We start from the raw sequence: 1,097 nt of genomic DNA, 5'->3' as shown, positions 1-1,097 counted from the left end.
TTTGACAGGTTCTTTTACTTGGCGTCCCTCTATTTTTTTAAGGCTCTAGACTAGCAGATTTGCACTTAGTTTTACCTAATGAGGTCCCACAACTCTGTTGCTAGCTCATTAGGCTCCCTCATCCAACGCCATTCTGTTTCTTTAAGATGATAATCAAAATACTCTTTTGATATACCGTTGAACTTTGCTAGCCTTCTTTTACAAAAGCTCCAGAATGATTCTATTCCATTTATATGACATTGTCCTCTAGCAAATTCATTCACTCCATGATTTACTCTAAAATGCTTTGAGTAACCAACATCTACCAAACCATTGTATCCACGCCAACCATCACTATAAATTACACTTTCAAGTGCAACTTTACCTAAGATAACTTGTTGTAATGTAGTCTTTTTACAATCAGGGACTATTTCTGTATAAACTCGACCATTCCTTTCAAATATTCCAAATACAGGTTGTTTTAAAGTACCTCGACCTCGCTTCAACTTCCCATGAAAACCACGTTGTCTTTTTGCCCTAAAATAGCTCTCATCAATTTCAATAGAACCTACAAACTTTGCTCTTAAATCTGTTTGATGATCGTAGATTGCTTTTCTAAAAAGCATGTACCAATAGTTGATGGTATTACGGTTCAAGTTAAGCAATAAGGCTGTTTTAGAAGCAGGAATATCAATGCAAAAGCACTGAATAATTTTTTAAATCTTATAGTGACTTAATTTACTGTTTTCTATCATGATTCTAGACTAACATATCTATTCTGCTAGTCTAGAGCCTTAATAAATAAGAGTATCCATGTCTATCCTCAACTTTACTTATTTTCAGATAGCAACCAATCGAGAGCACTCATTTTTACAATACCATTATAATTTGCTTCAGTCCCTATCGTGTCTAAGGTAAGTAAATATTTGGGATACGAATCAGAAATTTTCTGTAATGGACGTAACTCTCGGCTGAGTGTCTCTTCATTGAGCGTTTCTAATGCCACTTGATAATAAGTTAAATTCTGTAAAGTATCGACAGCAACAAAATCAATTTCATATTCATCAACACGCCCTACATAGACGGTATAACCTCGTCTGACAAGCTCAAGATAAATC

At 34.8% G+C, this 1,097-nt stretch carries 1 protein-coding gene and 1 pseudogene; both read right to left on the bottom strand.

What is annotated here, in order from left to right:
- Nucleotides 1–71 precede the first annotated feature (71 nt).
- On the bottom strand, nucleotides 72–692 hold the full coding sequence (locus DPG01_RS18410; RefSeq protein WP_110976003.1) for an IS1595 family transposase: 621 nt from the start codon (nucleotides 690–692) through the stop codon (nucleotides 72–74).
- Between the two features lie 116 nt (nucleotides 693–808).
- A pseudogene (locus tag DPG01_RS18405) lies at nucleotides 809–1,097 on the bottom strand (ATP-binding protein); the annotation flags it as partial.

It is taken from the genome of Acinetobacter sp. WCHAc060042, assembly GCF_003231195.1.
Classification (GTDB): domain Bacteria; phylum Pseudomonadota; class Gammaproteobacteria; order Pseudomonadales; family Moraxellaceae; genus Acinetobacter.
This window is presented reverse-complemented; position numbering and strand designations above follow the sequence as displayed.